This window comes from Amantichitinum ursilacus (assembly GCF_001294205.1).
In the GTDB taxonomy this organism is placed as follows: domain Bacteria; phylum Pseudomonadota; class Gammaproteobacteria; order Burkholderiales; family Chitinibacteraceae; genus Amantichitinum; species Amantichitinum ursilacus.
In genome coordinates this window covers 36,699-61,065 of the sequence record NZ_LAQT01000009.1, presented here as the reverse complement: position 1 = coordinate 61,065, position 24,367 = coordinate 36,699, and the positions used below count along the sequence as shown (strand labels likewise).

23 protein-coding genes are annotated in these 24,367 nt (G+C 60.0%); 12 read left to right on the top strand and 11 right to left on the bottom strand.

Annotation, left to right across the window (positions count from 1 at the left end; translation table 11 throughout):
• Positions 1-356 precede the first annotated feature (356 nt).
• Positions 357-1,925 (bottom strand): alpha-L-arabinofuranosidase family protein, encoded by a 1,569-nt coding sequence (locus WG78_RS11710; protein WP_152969165.1) that lies wholly within the window; start codon positions 1,923-1,925, stop codon positions 357-359.
• Positions 1,926-2,322: 397 nt separating this feature from the next.
• Between WG78_RS11710 and WG78_RS11705 the strand changes: the two genes are divergently transcribed.
• Positions 2,323-2,784, top strand: coding sequence for a hypothetical protein (locus tag WG78_RS11705; RefSeq protein WP_053938017.1), 462 nt, complete (start codon positions 2,323-2,325; stop codon positions 2,782-2,784).
• Between the two features lie 165 nt (positions 2,785-2,949).
• Here WG78_RS11705 and WG78_RS11700 read toward each other — a convergent pair whose 3' ends face one another.
• Together WG78_RS11700 and WG78_RS11695 are read right to left on the bottom strand one after the other, a co-directional pair.
• Positions 2,950-3,537: a hypothetical protein gene (locus tag WG78_RS11700; RefSeq protein ID WP_053938016.1), complete on the bottom strand. Its 588-nt coding sequence runs from the start codon at positions 3,535-3,537 to the stop codon at positions 2,950-2,952.
• A 51-nt stretch (positions 3,538-3,588) separates the two neighbouring features.
• Positions 3,589-4,500 (bottom strand): LysR family transcriptional regulator, encoded by a 912-nt coding sequence (locus WG78_RS11695; RefSeq protein WP_053938015.1) that lies wholly within the window; start codon positions 4,498-4,500, stop codon positions 3,589-3,591.
• 93 nt (positions 4,501-4,593) lie between these two features.
• On the opposite strand from WG78_RS11695, the gene WG78_RS11690 reads away from it, so the two are divergent.
• The 5 genes from WG78_RS11690 (at position 4,594) to WG78_RS11670 (ending at position 7,904) form a co-directional block, all read left to right on the top strand.
• Positions 4,594-5,043 carry a GlcG/HbpS family heme-binding protein gene (locus WG78_RS11690; RefSeq protein WP_053938014.1) on the top strand — a complete coding sequence of 150 codons (450 nt, stop codon included), beginning with the start codon at positions 4,594-4,596 and terminating at the stop codon, positions 5,041-5,043.
• Positions 5,044-5,069: 26 nt separating this feature from the next.
• Positions 5,070-5,552, top strand: coding sequence for a nuclear transport factor 2 family protein (locus WG78_RS11685; RefSeq protein ID WP_053938013.1), 483 nt, complete (start codon positions 5,070-5,072; stop codon positions 5,550-5,552).
• 175 nt (positions 5,553-5,727) lie between these two features.
• Positions 5,728-6,297: a TetR/AcrR family transcriptional regulator gene (locus tag WG78_RS11680; protein WP_053938012.1), complete on the top strand. Its 570-nt coding sequence runs from the start codon at positions 5,728-5,730 to the stop codon at positions 6,295-6,297.
• A 120-nt stretch (positions 6,298-6,417) separates the two neighbouring features.
• Positions 6,418-7,470, top strand: coding sequence for an MBL fold metallo-hydrolase (locus tag WG78_RS11675; protein WP_053938011.1), 1,053 nt, complete (start codon positions 6,418-6,420; stop codon positions 7,468-7,470).
• A 47-nt stretch (positions 7,471-7,517) separates the two neighbouring features.
• The gene (locus tag WG78_RS11670) at positions 7,518-7,904 is read left to right on the top strand and encodes an ester cyclase (RefSeq protein WP_053938010.1); all 387 of its coding nucleotides are present in this window, start codon (positions 7,518-7,520) and stop codon (positions 7,902-7,904) included.
• 17 nt (positions 7,905-7,921) lie between these two features.
• On the opposite strand, the gene WG78_RS11665 is transcribed toward WG78_RS11670, so the two are convergent.
• A complete protein-coding gene (locus WG78_RS11665; protein ID WP_152969164.1) occupies positions 7,922-8,365 on the bottom strand; it encodes a multidrug/biocide efflux PACE transporter in 444 nt (147 codons plus the stop codon).
• Between the two features lie 88 nt (positions 8,366-8,453).
• Here WG78_RS11665 and WG78_RS11660 point away from each other — a divergent pair, with 88 nt between their 5' ends.
• Positions 8,454-9,320, top strand: a complete 867-nt coding sequence (locus WG78_RS11660) for a LysR family transcriptional regulator (RefSeq protein ID WP_053938009.1) — start codon at positions 8,454-8,456, stop codon at positions 9,318-9,320.
• Between the two features lie 86 nt (positions 9,321-9,406).
• A complete protein-coding gene (locus WG78_RS11655; RefSeq protein WP_053938008.1) occupies positions 9,407-10,477 on the top strand; it encodes an NAD(P)H-dependent flavin oxidoreductase in 1,071 nt (356 codons plus the stop codon).
• 16 nt (positions 10,478-10,493) lie between these two features.
• On the opposite strand, the gene cobF is transcribed toward WG78_RS11655, so the two are convergent.
• From cobF to cbiB, 4 genes are read right to left on the bottom strand one after another with little or no spacing between them, the layout of a single operon-like run.
• On the bottom strand, positions 10,494-11,249 hold the full coding sequence (cobF, locus tag WG78_RS11650; protein WP_053938007.1) for a precorrin-6A synthase (deacetylating): 756 nt from the start codon (positions 11,247-11,249) through the stop codon (positions 10,494-10,496).
• Between the two features lie 31 nt (positions 11,250-11,280).
• Positions 11,281-11,985 carry an arsenical resistance protein ArsH gene (arsH, locus tag WG78_RS11645; protein WP_373278984.1) on the bottom strand — a complete coding sequence of 235 codons (705 nt, stop codon included), beginning with the start codon at positions 11,983-11,985 and terminating at the stop codon, positions 11,281-11,283.
• A gap of 2 nt (positions 11,986-11,987) precedes the next feature.
• A complete protein-coding gene (gene cobD / locus WG78_RS11640) occupies positions 11,988-13,049 on the bottom strand; it encodes a threonine-phosphate decarboxylase CobD (protein ID WP_053938005.1) in 1,062 nt (353 codons plus the stop codon).
• Between the two features lie 24 nt (positions 13,050-13,073).
• Complete coding sequence (gene cbiB, locus WG78_RS11635; protein ID WP_053938004.1) at positions 13,074-14,039, bottom strand: adenosylcobinamide-phosphate synthase CbiB; 966 nt, start codon at positions 14,037-14,039, stop codon at positions 13,074-13,076.
• A 92-nt stretch (positions 14,040-14,131) separates the two neighbouring features.
• Here cbiB and WG78_RS11630 point away from each other — a divergent pair, with 92 nt between their 5' ends.
• A complete protein-coding gene (locus tag WG78_RS11630; protein ID WP_053938003.1) occupies positions 14,132-15,592 on the top strand; it encodes a cobyric acid synthase in 1,461 nt (486 codons plus the stop codon).
• A gap of 434 nt (positions 15,593-16,026) precedes the next feature.
• On the opposite strand, the gene WG78_RS11625 is transcribed toward WG78_RS11630, so the two are convergent.
• Genes WG78_RS11625 through WG78_RS11615 form a run of 3 tightly spaced genes read right to left on the bottom strand, consistent with a single transcriptional unit; the run spans position 16,027 to position 18,320 of the window.
• Complete coding sequence (locus WG78_RS11625) at positions 16,027-17,316, bottom strand: cobyrinic acid a,c-diamide synthase CobB (RefSeq protein WP_053938002.1); 1,290 nt, start codon at positions 17,314-17,316, stop codon at positions 16,027-16,029.
• 3 nt (positions 17,317-17,319) lie between these two features.
• Positions 17,320-17,922 (bottom strand): cob(I)yrinic acid a,c-diamide adenosyltransferase, encoded by a 603-nt coding sequence (gene cobO / locus WG78_RS11620; protein WP_053938001.1) that lies wholly within the window; start codon positions 17,920-17,922, stop codon positions 17,320-17,322.
• Positions 17,922-18,320 (bottom strand): cobalamin biosynthesis protein, encoded by a 399-nt coding sequence (locus WG78_RS11615; protein WP_201782421.1) that lies wholly within the window; start codon positions 18,318-18,320, stop codon positions 17,922-17,924. The genes cobO and WG78_RS11615 overlap by 1 nt, the downstream gene beginning before the upstream one ends.
• 143 nt (positions 18,321-18,463) lie before the next feature.
• Here WG78_RS11615 and cobW point away from each other — a divergent pair, with 143 nt between their 5' ends.
• Genes cobW through WG78_RS11600 form a run of 3 tightly spaced genes read left to right on the top strand, consistent with a single transcriptional unit; the run spans position 18,464 to position 24,352 of the window.
• Complete coding sequence (cobW, locus tag WG78_RS11610) at positions 18,464-19,537, top strand: cobalamin biosynthesis protein CobW (RefSeq protein WP_053938000.1); 1,074 nt, start codon at positions 18,464-18,466, stop codon at positions 19,535-19,537.
• A gap of 4 nt (positions 19,538-19,541) precedes the next feature.
• The gene (gene cobN, locus WG78_RS11605; RefSeq protein ID WP_053937999.1) at positions 19,542-23,321 is read left to right on the top strand and encodes a cobaltochelatase subunit CobN; all 3,780 of its coding nucleotides are present in this window, start codon (positions 19,542-19,544) and stop codon (positions 23,319-23,321) included.
• Complete coding sequence (locus WG78_RS11600; protein WP_053937998.1) at positions 23,318-24,352, top strand: magnesium chelatase ATPase subunit I; 1,035 nt, start codon at positions 23,318-23,320, stop codon at positions 24,350-24,352. The genes cobN and WG78_RS11600 overlap by 4 nt, the downstream gene beginning before the upstream one ends.
• Positions 24,353-24,367: the final 15 nt, after the last annotated feature.

Below are 24,367 nucleotides of genomic sequence, written 5' to 3'. Positions count from 1 at the left end.
AGACTGCCGCAGCCCGGCTATCGTTTGCTGTGCCAGATCACTGTTTGGACTTCGTGATTCTGCGAGCGGGTTGCCATCCCATCTGTGATAACGAAGCACATTGCGTCCTGCCTCAGCTGCTTTGCCATAGCGCTCAAAGAGTTGGGCGCTTTTCTGGAGTTTCGGGAATAAGACTAATGGAGCTAGCTTAGACGCAGTTTCAGCTCGATGGCAGTTGCGCAAACAAAGCCCGCTTTCGCAGCGGGCTTTGTTTTTCGGCTTGCAAGTTACTTCACCGCTGCCCTCGTCAAATTTATAGACAAATAAGGCGCCCCCACACTCGTCTACGGAGGTGCTGCAGCGTTTAAAACGGTGCTTTAGATCGCAATTAGCGCAAATACGCTTTTTGCTGGAATAGGCAGCGTAACGGTCTGGTCACCGCTAACTTCCATTAGGTGAGTGACTGTTTGAAGGTATTGGATCACTGTCACATAGTCTTGCACTGTATCAGTGTTATCGGACGCATCGGTGACGGTGCCAAGTGCCGCATTCCAAGCGATATAAATGTTCACCTTTGTAGACTGGTTGATATTCGGCCAGGCGAGCTTAAGGCTGATTGGCGCGGCGGATCGGTTGACCCCGACAACACTCATCTTCGTCCCGGTGCTGTCCATAAACGCCATAAGATGCTGCGCGTACGGGTAGGTGGAAGTACTATTTTTCAGCACCACGTGATTTACGAGTCTTCCCCCAACGGGCACACCTAGGCGGAGAGCTACTAACGAGGGAAGAATGGCGGACGGATAGATTGTCTTCGTACTATCCGCAGTGATATGAAACAGCTCCCAAGCTGCACCGTGCTCCAGCGCGTGCCAGTTTGCACCGGCCCAGCCGGACCAAAGTGCGAGCATTGTGAAGTCGGCGGCCGCTATGCCCCCCTCCATTGCTGATGCATATTTATGTATTGCCGTTGTTTGATCGTATATGCCGAGGTCGATCGCGTGTTCCGTGACAAGTAAAGGCGTATTAGGCCACTGAGCCGTTGCAATACCAATATCAGTCAACATCCCGTACATGTCCGCCGTAGTGCCCGGCATTTCATAATATTCATGAGCGGAGATGGCATCGGGAGACTGGCCCAACTGCGCCAAAGTGTTCTTGACGTCCGCATTCCATGTTTGGCGATGGGTGGCGCCACCGATATTTGTAGCGGTTTGGATCACAATCTTTGCCGCTCTGATTTTCGCGTCTGTAGACAGATTTGCTTGTTTAATAAGCTCTGCCGCATAAGCGGCATAGGTTGCCCCCGGCCACGATGGGCTGGCGTCCAACTCGTTGCCAAGCTCCCAATACTCGACCACATCACCATTAGCAGTGGACAAAATGTAGCTCATCAATTCCAGGGCGTCGGCGGCAAAATCTGATGGCGTTGCAAACATTTTGGGAACATTTGTGTTTTTGTCCACGAACGTTTGCATGTTTAGCGTGTAGACAACTTTGCCTTGGAGATCATTTCGAACCCAAGCCAGAAACTCGTCGATCCCGAAATCAGCCGGTAGTGAAGTATTGGATGTCCACGGCTGGCTTGGCCGCGGATGCGTGCTACCGATAGCCCAGCGCCAGAGAAATGCATTGGATGGCGTGCCACCCGGGTAGCGATACAAGGCGCCCGAGAAAACTTTCAAGTTGGCAGTAACTATCGACTTTACTTTGTTATCAGCCCCAACAAACCACTGCTGAAAATCACCCCAAGGTACATTGAATCCAAACAATTCGGATGTGGTTTGTCGGGTGTTCGGGGGGTTCTGCTCGGTGATGCTCCAATAAACAGTCGGTGCCGTGTCTGCAGCCGCCTTTTCACTGGTGAGCAGCATCATTCCGGGCGGAAGGATAGCGCTAAGAGCTGCAGCAGGTACGGCTTTCAATAGTTTTCTGCGTGAATTCATCGTTCATTCATCCGGGAGGTTGGGACCACTTGCCGACCACGTCGAGCAAGCCTTTTCGGTGGCCTCTGCACAGGAGGAATGGGCTTTAACTTACTGTCGACGCCACACAAAATTATCTTAGGGCATAAGTAAGCAACGGGCAATTTTCGGGGCAGTTATTTGACTGCAGCGCGGAGATTTAGATGTTGTTCCAAGGAGGTGGCTTTGTTCAGGCCTAAAGGCAAAGAGGACTGTGTTGAGTGCCTAGGAAAGCCGCCCGCGGGGGGTTGACTTGTTCACGCCCATGCGGGCGGTCGAGGGAAGCGAGGTGCGGGTCTTGTTTAGAGCGGCTTCGATAATAGGTCGCACATAAAGACACTGCGACACGGTGGCTTTAAAGAGGAACGCGGGAACAACGATGAGGCAAAAGATTGTGCTCGTCATTTGGATTGATAGCTTTGGTTGTCCGGCAGGTTGCCAGTTTGAGCATGAAGCTGAATTAGCGGGCGTCGAAATCAAGGGCGTCGGGATGCTGTTACGAAGAACCAGAAGATTTATCTTTCTTGTCCCGCATCCCCTTGATCCAGGCGTAAAAGGCAGGAAACAGCTTGCTGGGCGTATCGCCATTCCCCGCCGCCAGATTACTTCAAGTAAAGACACTTATTTTTTTCTTAGCAGGGGTTTTGCCTGGAGCTTGGGACAAAACGGAACCGGCCAAACGTCGATCAGGCTGAGTGCGGGCGAGAACATGATGTGGGTAGCCAATCAGATGGCGAACGTGGATAGAGAAATGATTATCCGTAACGGCCAACGGGTCCCGGACCAGAGTGAAAAGACAAGCTATCGTCCGATTGGCAATTGGGAGCAAGAAGAAAACTGAATCGCACAAAACTCAAACAAAAAATAGACCGCCTCTAACAAACCCTGGTAACCATACGGCCTTTGAGTGGTTTGGCCCGGGATTCGACTCCCGCCGGGTCCGCCACGCACTTAAAAGCGCTCGGCGCCTCTAGATGGCTCCGGGCGCTTTGTTTTTTTGCGAGTTTCAATTGTCCACGACGCGAGAGGAAACGCGATCTAATCCGCCCCCACCCCAAAACTCCGGATAAAACTTCGGGCAAACGCAATGTTTGCCATCCAGCGGCGGCTCAATCAACTTCGCCTGCAGCTGCGCCAGTAATGGCTCTACCACTTGCGCGCCGTGCACCGCTTCGGCACCCACGCAATACCGATCAAGCGGGTCGGATATCTCCAGCCGTATTTGCGCGGCATCTATCCAGACGAAAACATTAATGCCACGCAAACTCACCTGCCGCGGTTGCGCGATAGTAGGAAACGCTTTTACCGCCGGAATGAATTTCGCGAATTCAGTCCCTGGATAGGAAACCCCAGGTACCGGCACCGGATTAGTTGGCGGTAATCGGGTGCCGGGGATTTCCAATTGCGCCAATATCTCCAGCAATTCCTGTTCCGTGCCAAACCGAATGGCGACCAGCAATCGATCACCATCATCCACATGGCCGCCATACGCGCGGCAATAACGAAAGTATTCAAGGCTGCGGGCCAGTCGGCCCATTTCCTCTTTACTGTAATGCTCGTAAAGATAAAGCTCCCAGCGCGTTTGCTCGTTCATGGTGACGGTTCTCCTGGGGGCGGATTGGCCAGCGCTCACGCCTGATATGGATTAGCGATATTGGTCGGCAAATACCGAGAATTGATCGGTCAAAAACGCCACAAATTCGCGCACGCGATGTGGCATAAAGCGTTTGCTCGGCAGAAACGCGTGCAAAGGGTAAGGCTCGGCCATCCAGTCGTGCAACACCTGTACCAATCGGCCCGCTTGCAGATCAGCGCGTAATTCGAATGGCGTTTTAAATAGCAAGCCCGCACCCGCGACTGCCCAGTCGTGCGCCAGCGAGGCATCGTCCACCGAGCGATTGCCGCTTACCCGCACCGTTACGGTTTGCTCGCCTTGCATAAATTGCCATTGCCGATGCTCGCTGCCGCCGCGGCCAAAGGTAATGCAATTGTGCGCGGCCAGATCCTGCGGCGTTGTCGGTGTGCCGTGGCGCTGCAGATATTCGGGTGAGGCCGTTACGATCGGGCGTTGCAGCAATAAAGGTCGCGCCACCATTCTTGAGTCCGCGGGTATGCCGTAGCGGATGGCCACATCCACTTGGTCACGGATGACGTCCAGCGGCCGATCTCCCGCAGCCAGCTTGATTTCCACGCCCGGATGTTGCGCCAGAAATTCATCAAACCAGGCCAGCAAGGTGGTGCGCGCCAGATCAGCCGGTGCCGCCACGCGCAGTCGCCCCACCAGCCGGGTGCGCTGCTCCGTGACCAGCGCCTCGCCCTCCGCCACCAGTTCAAACGCGCGCGTCGCGTAGTCCAGCAGCGTTTGCCCCTGCTCGGTAAGCCGCATCGCGCGCGTGGAGCGCTCGAACAAGCGTGTGCCCAGTTGGGTTTCCAACCGCTTTAACGCTGCGCTGGCCGCAGCGGGCGTCACGCCCATCACCGCCGCTGCCCCGGTCAGGCTGCCCGAACGTGCGGTATGCACCAGTACCGCCAGATCGCCGATATTTTCAATTTTCATTTGAAAGTCATAGCCAGATTGTCGCCTTATCAATTCTAGCGCGGCTATGCAGAATCGGGGCTCACAACTTGCTGCAGGCCACTGGAGGCCATCATGAACGCCAATACTGCGAATACATCCCCTAAAACCGCCACTGTGCTGTCGCTGACCACAGACGGCGCGATTGCGCTGATCAACGCCGCGCGTGCCGCCGCTGCTGAAATCGGCATTGAAGTCACCATCGCCGTCACCGATGCGGGCGGCCATCTGAAGGCGTTTGAACGGGCCGATCACGCGCCGTTTCTGACGGCCGATGTGGCGATCGATAAAGCATGGACTGCCGCTTCGTTCGGCCTGCCCACGCAAACCTGGAACGGCATTATCCAGAACGAAGCGGTCGCCCCGTTGGCGCTGCGCCCGCGCATGGTGGCCGTGGGTGGCGGCTATCCCGTCGTGCTCAATGGCGAAGTGATTGGCGGCATCGGCATTTCGGGCGGCAACGCGCAGCAAGACCACGACGCGTGCGAAGTAGCGCTCAAACAGCTGGGCTTTGAACTGCGCTAAACGGCGGCAGCACTCCGGACACGATCATGACAAAAATTTTCTTTAAAGGCGGCGCTTTGGGCAGGGCTGCGGCGCTGATCATGCTGGCGTTGGCGTTGTCGCCCGCCAGCAGTTATGCCTCCCCGGCCGATGACGTCAGCAACGCCGCCACCGACCTGTACGCGCGGATGTCAGCGCACGATCTGGCTGGCGTACAGCGGTATGTGCCCGCAACCGGCTTCACCGAAATCGAAGCGGGCGCCAGCGCAGCGCGCCGCCTGGATATGCAGGCATTTGCCGCGCTATTCCAGGCCCCGCTGGACATCAATCTGCGCGCCACGTCGCTCGATGTGCAAGTGCTGGGTGATACCGCCATTGTGATCGGGCAACGCGTTGGCTCGGTGACGCCGAAAGGCAAAACGGCGGTGGCCAGCACCGTGTTGTTTAGCTCGGTCTGGTCGCTTGACGCTGGCCACTGGCAATTGCGACATATGCATTTGTCCGCGCCAGCAGAGAGCCCGGCGCAATAAATCAGCGGCGCTGAGGGCGTGTGGCCACATCAACAATCCTTCAGCGCACCCGCTATGGTTTTGCCAACCTCGCACGCGCCGCCTGCGACCTCAGAAAAAATCTTAGGACTTGTCTTATCTCACTGCGCCATCATATGATTGAGCAATCACTCACCTAAAGCATGGATAGACCTGCGTGGCTCGTCCCCTTAGCGAAGACAAACAATTTGCCCTGCTAGCCGCCGCCGCCGAGTTGGTCGCGTTGCAAGGCGTAGGCGCGCCCACCTCGCAGATTGCGCGGCAAGCGGGTGTGGCCGAAGGCACGTTATTCCGCTATTTCGCCACCAAAGATGATTTGCTCAACCAGCTTTATCTGCATCTTAAAAGCGAGCTTTGTACGGCGCTCACCGCAGAAAATCTGGCCGCATATTCTTTAAAAGAACGTGCGCACGCGGTGTGGAATTTATATATCGATTGGGGCCTTGCTCATCCGCTGGCCGCCAAAGCGCTAAGCCAGTTACATGTATCCGACAAGGTATTGCCGGAAACCCGCGCCAAAGCACACGCGATGTTTCCCGATGTCAGCGAGATTGTCGGCAATGTATTCGCCGGATTATCGCAGCAGCAATCCACTGCATTTTCGGAAATGCTGTTAGGTACCCTGGCGGAAACGACTTTGAGTTTCGCTGCCAGCAATCCCGCGCAATCCCAGTCTTATAAAGCGGCGGGCTTTGCCTTTTTATGGCGAGGTCTGGCCCACGATTGATCACCTCTAGCGCCTCATTGTATGGGGCATTGCTTTAACTGATTAAATGAGTGAGTACGCGCTTATTCTGCGCATTAAATAAAAACTTTGCCTAAATCGTATTCCATTCGGGAGTCAGCCATGAATCGCAAAACCAGCCAGCGTAAATCCGATATGCCGCCGCGCTTTAAAAACGAAGAACCCACCCGCCCTATCAAATTTGGAGTCTCCGATTTTTTCGACGTGATCAACAAACTGTTCTTTGATGCCAGCACGCGCCCACCCGCGCCGTTGCCCGTAGTGCCCACGGATTGGACCGCGTTTATGCAGCCATCGCCGCAATTAAAACTGGTTTGGTTGGGGCATTCGACGTTTGTATTGAATATGGAGGGCAAAAACATCCTGCTTGATCCGGTATTTGGCGAGTCGGTATCGCCATTGCCGGTCGGTTGGAAGCGGTTTCAACCTGCGCCCGTCGCGCTCGAAGCATTGCCCCACATCGATTTCGTCGTGATTTCGCACGACCATTACGATCATCTGGATGAAACCACCGTGCGTTTTCTGGCAAAAACGACCTCCGAATTCATCGTGCCATCCGGCATGGGCGCGTGGCTGCAGCGTTGGGGTGTTGTCGCTGAACGCATTAGCGAACTTGATTGGCACGGCAGCCTGCAACGCGGCAGTTTGCGCTTTACCGCCACCCCCGCACGGCACGAATCGGGCCGCGGTTTGTTTGATCGGGCGCGCACCCTGTGGGCGTCGTGGGTCATCACCGGCGAGCAGCAAAAGCTGTATTACAGCGGCGATTCGTCGTATGGCAAACACTTTGCCGATATTGGCGAGCGCTATGGGCCCTTTGACGTCAGCATTATCGAAAACGGTCAATATGATTTGCGCTGGGCCGATTCACACATGCAGCCCGAAGAAACCATCCAGGCCGCCATTGATCTGCGCAGCAAACTGTTTGTGCCCGCGCATTGGGGTATGTTCCAGCTGTCCACCCATGCCTGGGACGAGCCAGTGGTGAGAAGTTTTCAGCTGGCGCAGCAGCGCGGCCTGCCAATGGCGACGCCGATGCTGGGCGAGCTGACACAGCCCGATCGCATCCACGCCACGCCGTGGTGGCAGGCCATAACGCGGCCCGCGCGGGCCAAACGCGGGTGCGCTATATTTCGATGTGCCAGCGCGGCTTGATACATGCAATGCAGCGCGGCTTTTACACCAACAGGAGCCTGCGGTCCATGAATAAAGACGCGCTCGCGGATATATATCGCGCTTATATCGCGTGTCTAAATCAGCAGGATTGGCCGGGCCTCGGTCAATTTGTCGATGAGCAGGTGCGCTACAACGGCCAGCTGATTGGCCTGTCCGGATATCGCGCCAATCTGCAAAAGGATTATCGCGACATTCCGGATTTGCACTTCACTATCGATCTTCTGATTGCTGAACCGCCGCGCATTGCCGCGCGGCTTTTATTTGATTGCACGCCAGTGGGCACGTTTCTCGGCATCGCGGTCAATGGCCGGCGCGTTTCATTCAGCGAGAATGTGTTTTATGAATTTGCCGACGGCAAGATTGCGCAGGTGTGGTCGGTGATCGATAAAGCCGCGATTGAAGCGCAGCTTTAGCAAACGCAGCGCGCCAATTACGCCGCCATGCGCCTGCGGCGCAGCCACCCGGCTTCGCGCAAACGGTCGTACACCAAGTTGTAAACATAGGCGTACGGCAAAAAGAACAGCAGCAAACCGACTTCCATCGCAAACGCTTCCAGCAGCGTAATCGAGAGCCACCACGCCGCCATCGGCAGCACTACCGCCATCAATCCGGCCTCAAAACCCAGCGTGTGCCACACGCGTACCCACAGCGTGCGCTTGAAGCCAAGCCGCTTTTGCAGGCGGTCGAACAGCGTGTTGTACGTCATGTTCCACAGCGTGGCAGTCAGCGAAATCGCCAGCGTCAACAGGCCCATCGTCAGCGGCGGCTGGTCCATCAACAGCGTCAGCGCAGGCACACAGATCAGCAGCGCCAAGGCTTCAAAGCACACTGCATGCAGAATCCGTTCAACCAGGTTCTTGTTCGGCAACATCATTTCACTCCGCACTTCATTTGCAAGCCGGGACTATAGGGCTTACATTTATGCGCATCAACCACCAATATCCGATCACCAGGTTTCATTTATGCAACGCCTTGATTGGGATAATCTGCGTGTACTGCTGGCCGTGGTGCGAACTGGCAACCTGCGCATCGCCAGCGCGCGACTACGTTTAAGTAGCGCCACCTTGTCACGCCGGCTGGATACGCTGGAAGAACAACTGGGCGGCAAGCTGGTCGAGCGCACTTCAACCGGCTGCGAAACCACCGCGCTTGGGCTGCGTATCGCCACGTGGGCCGAACAAATGGAAGGCTCCGCCAATGAAATCCTGCGCGAGGCCGATACCCCCGAAGAAATCGAAGGCACCGTGCGCATCAATGCGGATGAATGGCTGTGTTTTTTGCTGACCTCGCTCATCCCGCCCCTACATCAACGCCATCCCGCATTACATATCGAGATATTGGCGTCGCAATATCCATTTAATCTGGCCAGGCGCGAGGCCGATATTTCGCTGCGCTATGGCAAGCCCGAAACCGGCGATTTACTGGGCAAACGTTTGGGGCAAATAGAATTTGGCCTGTATGCCAACCAGACTTATGTCGATGCGCATGCGGTCGCCATCCACAACCGGCAATGGCAGGCGCTCGATTTTATTGGTCTGGACGAATCCCGCGCTGATCAGACCATGGATAGCTGGCTCAATGCCCTGCCCGGCGCACCGCAACCGTGGCTGCGCGGCAATAACGCCTTGAGTATTTACGATGGCGTGCATGCCGGCGCTGGATTGGGTTTGATGGCCGAATTTACCGCGCATATCAGCCCGTCGTTTTGTCGCGTACTGGATGCGCCCGAATTATCGCGTGAGGTCTGGCTTTGCGTGCACCGGTCGCTCAGAGAAAACGCGCGCGTGGATGCGGTGATTGAGTTTCTGGAAGAAGTCTGGCCCGCGTGATGGGCCAACAATAGATCTCGCAGCCAAGCGCCTGCCTTAAACTAGACTGCATTGCCCAAGCCATTTATTTATCCAAGAGATTCCATATGACCCGCAGCCAGACTTTTACCCGCCGCCTTGGCATTCGCCATCCAGTGATTCAAGCGCCTATGGCCGTGATCGGCACGCCTGAATTGGCTGCGGCCGTCTCCAATGCGGGCGGATTGGGTTCGTTGGCGCTCGGGCATTTAACGGTGGCGCAAGCGGCGGAGCAAATCCGCAAAACACGCGTGCTGACGACCGCGCCATTTAGCGTCAATTTCTTTTGCCACCAGCCACCCAAACGCTCGGACGAACAGGACATCGCGTGGTTGCAATTCCTTGCGCAAAAAACCGGTGTGCCGCGCGCCGCCTTGCCCGAACAATTGCGCGAAATCTACGATACCGCCTACGCCAATGCGCCGTTGCTGGACATGTTATTGGCCGAGCGCCCCGCCCTGGTCAGTTTTCATTTCGGTGTGCCCGAAGTGGCCGCCATCAAGGCGTTACGCGACGCGGGCATCGTTACCATGGCCACCGCCACCAGCCTGGCCGAAGCACAACAAATCGAAGCGGCGGGCATCGATATGCTGTGCGCGCAAGGTTATGAAGCGGGCGGACATCGCGGCATTTTTGATCCGGCCGAAGATTTAAAGCTAAGCACCTTTGCCTTGACGCGTTTATTGGTCAGCAAATGCAATCTGCCGGTGATTGCAGCGGGCGGCATTATGGATGGCGCGGGCATCGCGGCCGTGATCAATCTGGGCGCGGCCGGTGCGCAATTGGGCACCGCGTTTATTGCCTGCCCTGAATCCAGCGCCAGCGCTGCCTATCGCGCGCAATTGCTGGGCGCGGGTGCGTATAACACGGCAGTCACCGCCAATATTTCGGGTCGACCGGCACGCGGCATGGTTAACCGCATGTATTTCTCGGCGCATGCGGGCAAAGTGCCGGATTACCCGGTGGCGTATGACGCGGCCAAAGTTTTAAATCAATGGGCCAACGCACAAGGCAATTACGATTACGCCGCGCATTGGGCCGGGCAAGGTGCGCCCTTGGCGCGAGAAATGCCGGCAGCACAATTGCTCGACGTGTTGGTGGAGGAATGGCAGCGCGCATCATCCGCCGCCGGCCAATAAATAGCGGACAAGGCTGTCAGATACGCTTGAGCAAATACGTATCCATAATCCAGCCATTTTTCTCCCGCGCTTCTGCCCTCACCCGATCAATTTCAGCTTTTACCTCATCGACGCGCCCGCTCATCAAAATCTGATCGGGCGTGCCGATATAAGCGCCCCAATAAATCTCGTATTCGTCGCCCGGCACGCATTGATAACTATTTTCCGCATCCAGCATCACCACCATATTGCTGCCATAGTGCACCCGGCGCTCTGCCAGCCTGCGCCCGGTAGTAATCTCGACCGCGTCGCCAATTTCGTTCAAAGGCACTTTATGTTGCGCGGTCAACGCCTGAATGCTGGTAATGCCGGGGATGACTTCGTATTCCAGTTGCAAGCCGCGACGTTTGATTAATGCATTCAATATACGAATAGTGCTGTCATATAAGGACGGATCGCCCCACACCAGAAAGGCGCCGCATTCGTCTTCAGCCAACTGCTCATTGATCAGCTGTTCAAACAGTGCTTCTTTGGCCAGATTCAGATCAACTACAGCGCCGTGATAATCAGCAACGCCTCGCGTACGCTCCGGCAAAGTGGCTTCGACAAAGCGATATTCATGATTCTGGATATAGCGCTCGCAAATATCCTTACGCAATTGCGTCAACTTCTCTTTGGCCGGGCCTTTATCCAGAATAAAGAAAACATCAGTGCGATTAAGCGCATTGACCGCTTGCATCGTAATATAGTCGGGATTACCTGCACCGATGCCGATCACGAGTATCTTTTTCATTTCTCTTATCCTTCAAATCGCCAGAACCATCTCAATCTGCTTTTGCTGCTTTCTCTGCGCGCTTTTTGCGCTCGCTATATCGGTCCGTCAAATACGGCGATACATGCCGCGTTAGCAAAGTAAATTTAAGTAATTCTTCCATTACATCCACGGTGCGATCGTAATACTCGCCCGGCAACATCCGCCCTGCTTCATCAAATTCATTAAACGCCGCGGGCACCGAAACCTGATTGGGCACTGCCAGCATGCGCATCCAGCGGCCCTGCTGGCGCATCTGGTTAACGGCATTAAACGAATGCACGCCGCCGCAGACTTCCATCACCGCCAGCGTTTTGCCTTGCGTGGGCCGTGTGCCGCCAGCAAATAACGGAATCCAGTCGATCTGCGCTTTCATCACGCCGGTTAACGCGCCGTGGCGTTCGGGCGAGCACCAGACCATGCCTTCGCTCCAGCGCGCCAGTTCGCGTAATTCCAGCACTTTGGGGTGGTTTTCTGAATCCTCGTCCGGCAAAGGCAAACCGGCCGGATTAAAGATGCGTACTTCCGCACCCATCGCCGCCAGCAAACGCGCCGCTTCTTCGGTCAGCAAGCGGCTGTAAGAACGCGCCCGCAGCGAGCCATACAGTAACAGAATGCGCGCGGGATGCGCCGCTGCACCGGGTGGCAGCAAGGCGGCCGTATCGGGCGTGACGAAATGGGTTAAATCAAGATGCGGGGGCAGTTCAGTATTCGACACGGTCAGGCCTGAAGATCAGTTGAAATGGAAAGCGCGGACAGCGCCGTTGTCAGACGTTGCCAGCCCGCTTCATCGGGTGGCAAGCCGAGGCGCAGGCTGGGCACGTGGTCAAAACGGCGCACCCAGATGCCCTGCTCGGCCAGCTGCTTGTGCAGCGCGGCGGCATACTCGGTGCGCAGCCAGGCAAACAATGGGGTGGCGGCGACGTTGGCAAAACCCGCATCGGCCAGCAACTGTGCCAAACGCAAACCGGCAGCGCGCAAAGCGACGTCGGTCGATTCTTGCCAGGCGGTATCCAGCAAGGCGGCCCGCACCACGGCGCGCGCCGGGCCAGAAATACTCCACGGGCCACGCAGCAAGGCCAGCCGCTGCAATACCCCGGGCGCAGCCAGCACAAAACCCACCCGTGCGCCGGCCAGTCCGTAAAACTTGCCGACCGAGCGCAGCACGATCAGCCCATCCAGTGCGCTGTGCGCCGCCATGCTGGCCACCGGCAAGGCCTCCAGAAATGCCTCGTCCACGATCAGCGTGCCGCCGCGCGCGCGTAGTTGTTGCTGCCAATCCAGCAGCACATCGGGTGCATATAACTCGGCGGTCGGATTGTTGGGGTTCACCAGCACCAGATGCTGCAGCGATGCGGGCAAGGCCGCGCCGGGCTGCAAGACAAAGTCGTCCGCGCTTGCCAAGTCGGCCACAGCGGGTGTCACAAAGCGTCGCAGCCTAAAGCCCGCGGCGGCAAAGGCCGGTGCGTACTCGCCATACGTCAGCAGACTGACGCCGATCTCGCCCGCTGGTAACACTGCGGGCAGCATGCGAATGGCCGCTTGCGTGCCAGCCACCGCCAATGCAGCGGGCGCGCCGTAATGCCGGGCGGCGATCATTTCGAGATCATCGCCGTCATCGGGCAAGCGCAGCCACGCAGCCGCCTCCAGCGCGGGCACGGGATAGCCGTGGGGGTTGATGCCGGTGGAGAGATCAAGCCACTGCTCGCGCGGACGGCCATATTGCGCAATCGCGGCGCTCAGGTTGCCGCCGTGCGGCACGGCGGGGATGGGTTGCAACATCGGGGCCTTTCAGCAAATTCGCGTTTAGCGAGTGATTACGACAACAGCCAACGTCAACATGCTTTGCAGCACCAGCCACAGCAGCACCGCGCGTTTTACCAGATTTAGCGCCCGAACCACATCCTGCGCTTGCGGCGGTTGGCCCTCACCCAAAGGCGGCCTGGCTTCCAGCGCGCCGTGGTAAAACGCCGCGCCGCCGCATAAAACCTGCAAACTGCCCGCGCCGCTGGCCATCACCGGCCCGGCATTCGGGCTGTCCCACGCGGGCGCTTGCGCCTGCCAGCAACGCCAGGCCGCGCGCGCATTGCCGCACAGCGCATAGGCGGCCGCCGTCAAGCGGGCGGGTAGCCAGTTCAGCGCGTCATCAATACGCGCGGCGGCCCAGCCAAAACGCAGCAAGCGCGGCGTGCGATAGCCCCACATCGCATCCAGCGTATTGGCCAGTCGAAACGCCAATGCGCCCGGCCCACCGGCGACAGCAAACCAGAACAGCGCGCCAAAGATGGCGTCATTGCCATTTTCCAGCGCCGATTCGATGGCGGCGCGCGCCACGGCGGGCGTATCGGCCTGAGTTAGATCGCGGCTCACGATGCGCGCAGTCAGCCGGCGCGATTCGGCCAGATCGCCCGCCAGCAAAGCGGCGGCAATCGGGCGGATATGCTCTTCCAGACTGCGCGCGCCCAACGCAAACCACAGCAGCAAGGCATGCAGCAGCCACGCGAGCTGCCATGGCAAATTCAGTAACAGATACGCGGCCAGCGCCGTTGGCAGCAACACCATGCCGGCCCACGCCACCACGCCCAGCAAACGCGGCCACACCACGCCGCGTGATCCCGCAGTCCGGTAATCCGGGTTCAGCGCGCGCTCCAACTGTTGCGCGATACGGCCAAAGCCCACCAGCGGATGCCAGCGGCGCGGCTCGCCCCAGATGCGGTCGATGGCCACGCCGGTCCACGTTAGCGCGCACAGGCTGATCAAATCAGGCCACATGGCACGGCCCGGCCACGCGGCGCTCGGGAAAGGGGATGGCATAATGCCGCAGGTTTTTACGCATAACTTGATTTAAACGAAGGAAAGTCGAAATGTCCGGCGCGTTGATGATACAGGGTACCAGCTCCGATTCCGGCAAAAGCACGTTGGTGGGCGCGCTGTGCCGCCTGGCGCGACGGCGCGGTTTGCGCGTGGCGCCGTTCAAACCGCAGAACATGTCGCTAAACAGCGCGGTGACGGTGGATGGCGGCGAAATCGGCCGCGCACAAGCGTGGCAGGCACTGGCGGCCGGCATCGTGCCCGAAGTCGATATGAACCCGGTGTTGCTCAAGCCCAATAGCGATATCGGCGCGCAAGTCATCATCCACGGCCATGCGGTGGGCAATTACAACGCGGTGGCGTATCACGCGTTTAAACCCAAAGCCTTGCAGGCGGTGCTGGCGTCGTTCGGGCGCTTGCGGCAACGCATGGATTGCGTGCTGATCGAAGGCGCGGGCAGCCCGGCGGAAGTCAACCTGCGCGCCAACGACATCGCCAATATGGGCTTTGCCGAAGCCGCCGATGTGCCGGTGATTCTGGTGGCCGACATCGACCGTGGCGGCGTGTTTGCGCAGATCATTGGCACGTTGGCCTGCTTGTCTGAAGCCGAACGCGCGCGCATCAAAGGCATCGTCATCAACAAGTTTCGCGGCGATGTGGCGCTGCTTAAACCGGGGCTGGACTGGGTGGAAGCGCAAACCGGCCAGCGCGTGCTGGGCGTGGTGCCATTTGTGCCCGGCCTGTGGCTGGATGGCGAGGATATGCTGCCCAGCGCGCGCCGCGCCGCCGCCACCTCAGCCCATGCCCTGCGCGTGGTGGTGCCCGCGCTGCCGCGCATTTCCAACCACACCGATTTCGACGCGCTGCGCGCACATCCGCAAGTGGACTTCAGCTATGTGCGCGCGGGCGAGCCGATTCCCCCGGCCGATCTGGTGATCCTGCCGGGCAGCAAAAGCGTGCAGCGCGATCTGGCCTGGCTACGCGCCAACGGCTGGGAGGCGTATCTGCAGCGGCATTTGCGCTATCAGGGCAAGGTGATCGGCGTGTGCGGCGGCATGCAGATGCTGGGGCGCGCATTGCACGATCCGCATGGCATCGAGAGCGAGGTGACGGCGACGGCGGGTTTGGGCCTGCTGGATTATGTGACGACGCTGGAAGCGGAAAAGCAGTTGGTCAACACCACGGGCCAGCTGGCGTTTGCGGCGGCAGCGGTGCGCGGTTATGAGATTCATATGGGCGTAACTCACGGCCCGGCGCTGGCCAACCCGGCACTGTATCTGGGCGAGCCACCGCGGCCCGAAGGCGCGCTGTCGGCGGATGGGCAAGTGCTGGCGACTTATCTGCATGGTCTGTTCGATGCGCCCGAAGCGTGCGCCGCGCTGCTGCGCTGGGCCGGGCTGAACGACGTGGCGCAGATTGACCACGACGCGCGGCGCGAAGCGTCGATTGACCAACTGGCCGACGCGGTGGAAGCGGCGCTGGATATGGATGCGATCTGGGCGCTGCTGGATTAAGCCGCCGCATAGGGTGGGTCTCGACCCACCCCTCAAAGTGGCATCTTGAGCCATCGCACTCCGAATCATCGGCTTTGAATGGTGGGTCTTGACCCACCACTCAAAGTGGCAACTTGAGCCATCGCACGCGGAACCATCGGCTTTGAGTGGTGGGTCTTGACCCACCCTATGAAAACAGCGCAGCGGCGAATTGGGGGTTGGAAGGCCAGTACGCATGCATATACGACGCAGTGATCGCGCCATGTCGGTACCATGCGTCAGCGGCGTAGCGATGGTGGAATACCGACGCGGTGGAGGCAGCGCTGGATATGGATGCGATCTGGGCGCTGCTGGATTAAGCCCGCATAGGGTGGGTCTCGACCCACCCCTCAAAGTGGTATCTTGAGCCATCGCACTCCAAATCAACGGCTTTGAATGGTGGGTCGAGACCCACCCTATAAAAACAGCGCAGCGGCAAATTGGGGGTTCGATGGCCAGTACGCGTGCATATACGACGCAGTGATCGCGCCATGTCGGTACCACGCCTCACCGGCTTTGCCGCTATCCGGATTGGCGGCTACGCGCCACGGCGTCAGCGGCGTAGCGAAGGTGGAATAGTGAAAGGTATGCCCGCGCAGCACGCCCTGTTCGCTCTCCACCACCTGCATGCCCAGCGCCGCAAAGCGCGTTTGCATGCGCGCCTGGCCTGGCAGCAAGCCCAGCATGGCCACGCACTCGCCGGCTACATCGGTCAGCGCCTCGGCCAGATACAGCATGCCGCCGCACTCCGCCACCAACGGCCGCCCTGCCGCCACGTGTGCACGCAGTGATGCTGCGGTGGTGTGGTTGCGCGCTAACGTTGCCGCGTGCAATTCCGGATAGCCGCCCGGCAAATAAACGGCATCGCAAGCCGCGGGCAACGCTTCATCAGCCAATGGCGCAAAGAACACCAGCTGCGCCCCCATCGCCCTCAGCAAATCCAGGTTGGCTGGATAGATAAACGAGAACGCCGCATCACGCGCGATCGCGATGCGTTTGCCCGCCAGCAATGGGGGCACCACCGTGGTCGCAGCGGGCGTTGCAAATTCCACCTGCGGCGGCAATTGCGCCAGCGCTGTCGTGGCAATGGCAGCGGCGGCGCGTTCAAGCCGCGCATCCAGATCATCGATTTCCGCCGGTTGCTGCAAGCCCAGATGGCGCTCAGGCAGGCTTAAGGCCGTCTCCGCCGCCACATGCCCCAGCCAGCGTAAATCTGCGGGCATGGCCTGTTGCAGCAACTCGGCATGGCGCAGCGAGCCCACCCGATTGGCCAGCACGCCATAAAACGGCAAGCCGTCACGAAACCGCGCCAGCCCGAACGCAATTGCAGCAAAGCTCTGCGCCATGCCTTTGCCGCTAATCACCGCCAGCACCGGCACGCCCAAGGCGATGGCCAGATCGGCGCTGCTGGGCGTGCCGTCGTACAAGCCCATCACGCCTTCAATCAGGATCAGATCGGCCTCGGCCGCCGCTTGCGCCAGCAACTGGCGGCAACCATCCGCGCCCACCATGCCCAGGTCGAGGTTATAAACCGGCTGGCCGCTGGCGCTTTCCAGCCATTTGGGGTCGAGAAAATCCGGTCCGGTTTTAAACACGCGCACGCGGCGGCCCATGCGGCGGTGATAGCGCGCCAGGCCCGCCGTGATCGTGGTCTTGCCCGAGCCCGACGCGGGCGCGCTGATCAGCAAGGCGGCACACGCGCTCATCGCTTAAAACTCGACGCCACGCTGCGCTTTAACGTGTTGTTCACGGTACGGATGTTTGACCAGCGTCATTTCAGTGACCAGGTCAGCCGCTTCGATCAGCGCTTCGGGCGCGTGGCGGCCGGTCACCACGATATGCAGCATTTCGGGCCGTGCGGCAAATACGCTCAGCACCTCGTCCAGCGGCAGATATTCGTATTTCAGCACCGTGTTCAGCTCATCCAGAATCACCATCTGGTAGTCGCCGCTTTCGATCATGCGGCGCGCCTCGTCCCAACCTTTGCGGGCGGTGGCAATGTCTTTGCTGCGATCTTGCGTGTTCCAGGTGTAGCCATCGCCCATCGTCACAAAGTCGCAGGTGGCCACTGCGCCCAGAAAATCGCGTTCGGCCGTATGCAAAGCGCCTTTAATAAATTGCACCACGCCCAGCTTCATGCCATGGCCCAACACGCGTACCGCCATGCCGAAGGCGGCAGTGGATTTGCCCTTGCCAGTGCCGGTATTCACCATCAGCAAGCCTTTTTCGACGGTGGCTTCGGCCTGTTTTTTTTCATGGCCGGCTTTGCGGCGTTCCGTCATGCGCTGGTGCGCGGCGGGATCAGTCTTCATTAGGTACTTCCTGTCTGGGCGATGGCGACAGTCACGCCATCAAGTCGAAATCGGGGTATTACCAGCGCGCCACCGGCGGCGGCGAGCAAAGCGCACGGTTCGCTGACGCCACTCACGCCCAACTGCGCTTGCGCGGCGGCGGACGGCGTCCAGGTGACGGGCAAGGCATTGATCTGTGCGACGCTAAAACCGTGCAGCGGCAGCGCGTGCGTGGTGCAAAACTGCAGCAACGCAGGGGTGGCCAGCTTGCTGTCCAGCGTGGCGATCACGGCAATCTGCTCGATAACGCCGTCCACCGCGGCCAGCGCGCCCGTTACCGCCGCACTGATTTGCTGCGCCGAGACATCACGCCGGCAGCCTATGCCCACTACCCATTTGCGCATCCGCGTCCACGCCATGAAAATTTCTGCCCGCGCGCATGAATGGCGCTTGTTACGGGCCTTTGCCCGCGCTGGTAGAATCATACCGTAACTATTACCAGACACGCGCCGCACTCCCGCTGCCCTTAGCGTGCTCACCCCATCCCCGGAGCTTCTTCACCATGCAACTGCGCAAAATCCCCGTTACCGTCGTCACCGGCTTTCTGGGTAGCGGCAAAACCACGCTGCTGCGTCACATCCTGCAACACGCGCAAGGCCAGCGCATTGCGGTCATCGTCAACGAATTTGGCGAGCTGGGCATTGATGGCGAAATCCTCAAGGGTTGTGGCATCGGCTGCGACGACGCAGGCAATGAAACCGCGGGCCAGCTGTACGAACTGGCCAACGGCTGCCTGTGTTGCACGGTGCAGGAAGAGTTCTACCCGGTGATGGAAGCGCTGAACGAACGGCGCGACCAGATCGACCACGTGCTGATCGAAACCTCGGGCCTGGCGCTGCCCAAGCCACTGGTGCAGGCGTTTAACTGGCCGTCGATCAAGAACAGCTTTACCGTCGACGCCGTGATTACCGTGGTGGACGGCCCGGCCACCGCTGCGGGCCAGTTTGCGGAAAACCCGCAAGCCGTGGACGCGCAACGCAAGGCGGACCCCAATCTGGACCACGAATCGCCGCTACACGAATTATTTGCCGATCAGCTCTCCGCCGCCGACCTGGTCATCCTTAACAAAATGGACCAGCTGGACCCGGCGCATATCGCCGCCGTCGAAGACACCATCCGCGAAGACATCCCGGCGCACGTCAAGATTGTGCGTGCGCAAAACGGCCAGCTGGATCTGGCCACGCTGTTGGGCCTGGAGGCCAGATCAGAAGAAGGCATCGAACAACGCCACGGCCATCACGGCTCGGCCGATGATCCTGACCATCATCACGATGATTTCGATTCGGTGGTGGTGCATGCCGAAACCACATCGCGCGAAGCCACCATCGCCGCCTTGCGCAGCCTGGTGCAGGCGCACGACATCTATCGCGTAAAAGGCTTCGCCGCCCTGCCCGACGCCCCGATGCGGCTGGTGATTCAGGGCGTGGGCACGCGCTTTGACAGCTATTTTGATCGGCGCTGGCAGGCCGGCGAAAACCAAAGCAGCCGCTTTGTCCTGATCGGCGCCGAGCTGGACCAGGCCACATTGCAACAAGCGCTGACCGACGCGCTGGCCCACGCCACGCAAGCGGCCTGAGCGCATGCATTTATTGCGCACCACGCCGGGCGGTTTTGTCGATGACAGCGCAGGCGTCATCCGGATCGAGCAACGCCCGGCGCAGATTGTGGTGCTGAGTTCGGCCGACACCACGCTGGCCTTGCTGGCCGGTGCGGTGGCGCGGCTGGGCCCGGATTTTCCCAGCGTGCGGCTGGCGAATGTCACGTTTCTACGGCAACCGGCGTCGGTGGATTTTTATGTCGACGATGTGTTGCAGCATGCGCAAGCCGTGGTCATCGATCATCTGGGTGGCGAAAGCTACTGGCCCTATGGCATCGAGCAAGCGATGGCGCTGGCGCGCTCGCGCGGCCAAACGCTGGCGATGTTCTCGGGTGACTTGCAAGAAGACTCCAACCTGATCGCCAAAAGCACCGCCCCGGCCGCCTTGTGCCAACAGCTGTGGCGCTATCTGCGCGAAGGCGGTGCGCAGAATGCCGAAGCATTTTTGCGCGCCATTGCCTTCCACACGCTGGGCTGGGGCAGCGAGCCCGAGCCACCGCGTGCGCTGCCCGCCGCATCGATCTATCTGCCCGGTTTGCATCAACCCAGCGTGGCGGACTGGCAAGCGCGCTGGCAGGTGGGCGCGCCGGTGGTGGCCATCGTGTTTTACAAAGCGCATCTGCAAGCCGCCAATACCGCGGTGTTTGATGCCTTGATCGACGCGCTGCTCGCGGCCGGGTTAAACCCGCTACCCATGGCGGTGACGTCGCTGAAGGACGGCATCAGCAAGCAGGTAATGCGCCAGCTGTGCGCCGAGCAGCAGGTGGCGCTGGTACTGAACACCACCGCTTTCGCCGCCTCCGCCATCGACGACCCGGCGCCGCTCGATCTGTTTGGCGATGCGCCGGTGTTGCAAGTCATCCTGTCCGGCAGCAACCGCGAAGCGTGGCAAGCCGACAACCAAGGGCTTAATTCGCGCGATATCGCCATGCATGTGGCGCTGCCCGAAGTCGACGGCCGCATCATCACGCGCGCCATCAGCTTCAAGGGCCTGGCTTATCGCTGCCCGCATACCGAAGTCGACGTGGTGCAATACCAGCCCGATCTGGAACGCATCGATTTTGTGGTGACGCTGGCGCAGCGCTGGTGCCGTTTGCGCACGCTGCCCAACGTCGACAAAAAACTGGCGCTGATCCTGGCCAACTATCCGATGAGCGAAGGCCGCATCGGCAATGGCGTCGGCCTCGATACGCCCGCCTCAGCACTGGGCGTGTTGCAAATGCTGGCGGACCAGGGCTATCAGATCGGTGACTTGCCACGCGATGGCGACGCGCTGATTGCGCAGCTTACCCAAGGCGTGACCAACGACCCCGCCACCCGCGCCCTGCGCCCGGCGTTGCAAAGCTATGCGCTGGCGGATTACCTGGCGCAGCTGGCGCAATTGCCACCCGAAATCAAAGCCGCCATCGACGCACGTTGGGGCACACCCGAAAACGATCCGACGTTGCGCCAGGGCCGCTTTACCATTGCCGGCTGGCGTTGCGGCAACGTATTTGTCGGCATCCAGCCGTCCCGCTCGCGCGGCGAGGCCGATTACGCCAGTTATCACGATGCCGAACTGGTGCCGCCGCATGCCTATCTGGCGTTCTATTTCTGGCTGCGCCATGCCTGGCGCATCGACGCGGTGGTGCATCTGGGCAAGCACGGCAATCTGGAATGGTTGCCCGGCAAAAGCGTGGCGCTGGGTTCCACTTGCTGGCCCGATCTGATCCTGGGGCCGTTGCCGCATCTATACCCGTTTATCGTTAACGATCCGGGCGAAGGTTGCCAGGCCAAACGCCGCGCCCAGGCCGTCATCATCGACCACCTGATGCCGCCGCTCACGCGCGCGGAAAACTACGGCCCGCTGCAGGATCTGGAACGCCAGGTCGACGAATATTACGAAGCCTTGATGGTGGATGCGCGCCGCGCCAGGCTGCTGCGCCAGACCATTCTGCAAGCCATCAAACAGAACAAGCTGCACGAAGAACTTAACCTGAGCACGCCAGCGGGTGACGAGGATGCACTACTGACGCGTGTCGATGCCTGGTTGTGCGAACTGAAAGAAGCGCAGATCCGCGATGGCCTGCATGTGTTTGGCCAGTCGCCGACCGAGCGGCAACGGCGCGATACCTTGCAAGCACTGGCGCGTTTTCCGGTGGGTGATGGCCAAGGCGCACAGGCCGGTTTGATTGCGGCGCTGGCGCGCGACCTGCAGCTGGGCGCGCAGTTTGATCCGCTGCAAGCCGATTGGGCCGCGCCATGGACCGGGCCGCGCCCGGCCCTCCTGAGCAACATCCTGCCCGATGCCTGGCGCCACACCGGCGATACCCGCGAACGACTCGAAGCGCTGGCAGGCCAGTTGCTGCAACAGCTGTGTGACGGCACGGTCATGAATGAGATTGGCGCGCACAGCAGCGCCGTGCTGACGCGTTTGCAACGCAGCGTATTGCCACCGCTGGATGCCTGCGGCGCGCAGGAATTGCTGCAATTGCGCCGGGGGCTGGCAGGGCAATGTGTGCCGCCCGGCCCCAGTGGTTCGCCCACGCGCGGCCGGCCCGATGTCTTGCCGACCGGGCGCAATTTCTACGCGGTGGATACACGCGCTCTGCCCACCCCGGCCGCCTGGTCGCTCGGCGTTAAATCCGCGCAGCAATTACTGGAACGCCATCTGCAAGAGCACGGCGACTTTCCGCGCGCGGTGGGCTTGTCGGTCTGGGGCACGGCCACGATGCGCACCGGCGGCGACGATATTGCGCAAGCCATGGCCTTGCTGGGCGTGCGGCCCAAATGGGCGCAAGGCAGCCATCGCGTGACCGATTTTGAAATCCTGCCCATCGAGATTTTTGACCGCCCGCGCATCGACGTCACCTTGCGGGTGTCCGGCTTTTTCCGCGATGCGTTTGCCAACCTGATCCATCTGTTTGATGCGGCGGTGCAAGCGGTGGCCGAGCTGGATGAGCCCGAAGCCGTCAACCCGATTCGCGCCCGCATCCTGCGTGAACGCGATGCCTTGCAAGCGCAAGGCATGGCGGCGACTGAAGCGCGGCGTCGCGCCGGTTGGCGTGTGTTTGGCGCCAGCCCCGGCAACTACGGCGCGGGCTTGCAAGCACTGATCGACCAGCGCCAATGGCAGACCGACGCCGATCTGGCCAACGCCTATCAACACTGGGGCGGCTACGCCTATGGGCAAAACAGCGATGGCGAAGCGGCCCAGGCCAGCTTTGGCCAGCGCTTGTCGCAACTGGATGTGGTGCTGCAAAACCAGGATAGCCGCGAACACGATGTGCTGGACTCGAATGACTATTACCAGTTTCAGGGTGGCATGACGGCGGCAGTGCGCCATCTGTCCGGCCAGCAGCCCAGTACCTACCACGCCGACCACAGCAACCCCAACGCGCCACGCATCCGCACGCTGCAGGAAGAAATCGCCAGCGTTATCCGCTCGCGCGTGGTCAATCCCAAATGGATTGCCGGCGTTAAACGTCATGGCTATAAGGGCGCCGCCGAGATCGCCGCCACCGTCGATTATCTGTACGGCTACGACGCCACCGCGCGCGTGCTGGCGGACCATCAATACGCGCTGGTGACCGACGCGTATTTAAACGACGCCGACACCCGCGACTTTTTACAACAGCACAATCCGCACGCCTTGCATGGCATCTGCGAGCGTTTGCTGGAAGCGATGCAACGCGGCTTGTGGCAACAACCCGGCGACTATCGCGCGCAAGTTGAACAGCATTTGCTGGCCACCGAACAGCAGCTGGAAGGACACACCCGATGACCCCTACGCCTGCCCCGGTTTCCGCGCCGTTGGCATTTCCGTTTGCCGCGCTGATCGGCCAGACCGAGCTACAACAAGCGTTATTGTTGGCCGCCATCGACCCTGGTCTGGGCGGCGTGTTGATCAGCGGCCCGCGTGGCACGGCCAAATCGACCGCGGCGCGCGCACTGGCCGAACTGCTGCCCGAAGGCCAACTGGTGACGCTACCCTTGGCCGCCAGCGAAGACCGCGTGACCGGCTCGCTGGACCTGAACGCCGCGTTGCAGGACAACGCCCTGCGCTTTGCTCCCGGCTTGCTGGCGCGCGCGCATCAGGGCGTGCTGTATGTGGACGAAATCAATCTGCTGCCCGACGCGCTGGTGGATACGCTGCTGGACGCCGCCGCCAGCGGCATCAATACGGTGGAGCGTGATGGCGTGTCGTATAGCCACGCCGCGCGCTTTGCGTTGATCGGCACCATGAATCCGGAAGAAGGCGAATTGCGGCCGCAATTGCTGGATCGTTTCGGCCTGATGGTGCAGCTGGAAAACTGTTTTGATGCAGGCGTGCGGCAACAGATCGTCAAGGCGCGGCTGCAGTTTGAACTGGACCCGGTAGCGTTTCGCGCCGGTTACGCCGAACTGCAACATGCGCTGACCGAGCAAATCCACGCCGCGCGCGCACGGCTGAACACGCTGGCGTTTAGCGATGCGGTGCATGCGCACGTCAGCGCGCTGTGCATCGCCGCCCAGGTGGATGGCCTGCGCGCCGATCTGGTTATGTTGCATGCGGCCCGGGCGCTAGCGGCGCTGGAAGGCGCGGCGGCGATTACGCCGGCACATGTCGATACGGTGGCGCCCGCGGTGCTGCGGCATCGGCGCGGCAGCGACAGCGCGCCGCCACCGCCTGCGGCATCGCAGCCGCCTGCAAGCGAATCCACCAAGCCCACTGAACCGGCTGAGGCTGAAGGCGATTGGGGTTATCTACCGCCGCAAAACACCGGGCTTACAGCCGTTAAAGCGGTGCTGCCGCTGTCGGCAAAAAAACCCTGAGCCATCGAAGCAAAG